This is a genomic window from Chryseobacterium sp. VD8 (assembly GCF_037149975.1).
Taxonomy (GTDB): Bacteria; Bacteroidota; Bacteroidia; order Flavobacteriales; family Weeksellaceae; genus Chryseobacterium; species Chryseobacterium indicum.
On sequence record NZ_JBBCQL010000506.1, the window covers coordinates 1 to 255 of the forward strand.

Below are 255 nucleotides of genomic sequence, written 5' to 3' on the forward strand. Positions count from 1 at the left end.
ATTTTGATCTGATGGGAGAATACTACTTTTCAAATGTGGGAATTCTGAGTGGGGGAGTATTCTATAAATCTATTACAGACCCGATTTTTCAGGATTCTTTCATCGGAAACTACAACGGAATAAACGGTGTACAGTTCACCGCACCAAATAACGGAAAAGCAGCTTCACTAAGCGGAATCGAATTGGGCATCAACAGAAGATTCGATTTTTTACCCGGCTTCCTGCAATATTTCGGAACACAGCTTAACGCCACTT

1 protein-coding gene is annotated in these 255 nt (G+C 40.8%); it reads left to right on the top strand.

Annotation, left to right across the window (positions count from 1 at the left end; translation table 11 throughout):
* On the top strand, positions 1-255 hold a 255-nt coding region (locus WFK35_RS23385), incomplete at both ends, for a hypothetical protein (protein ID WP_336735019.1).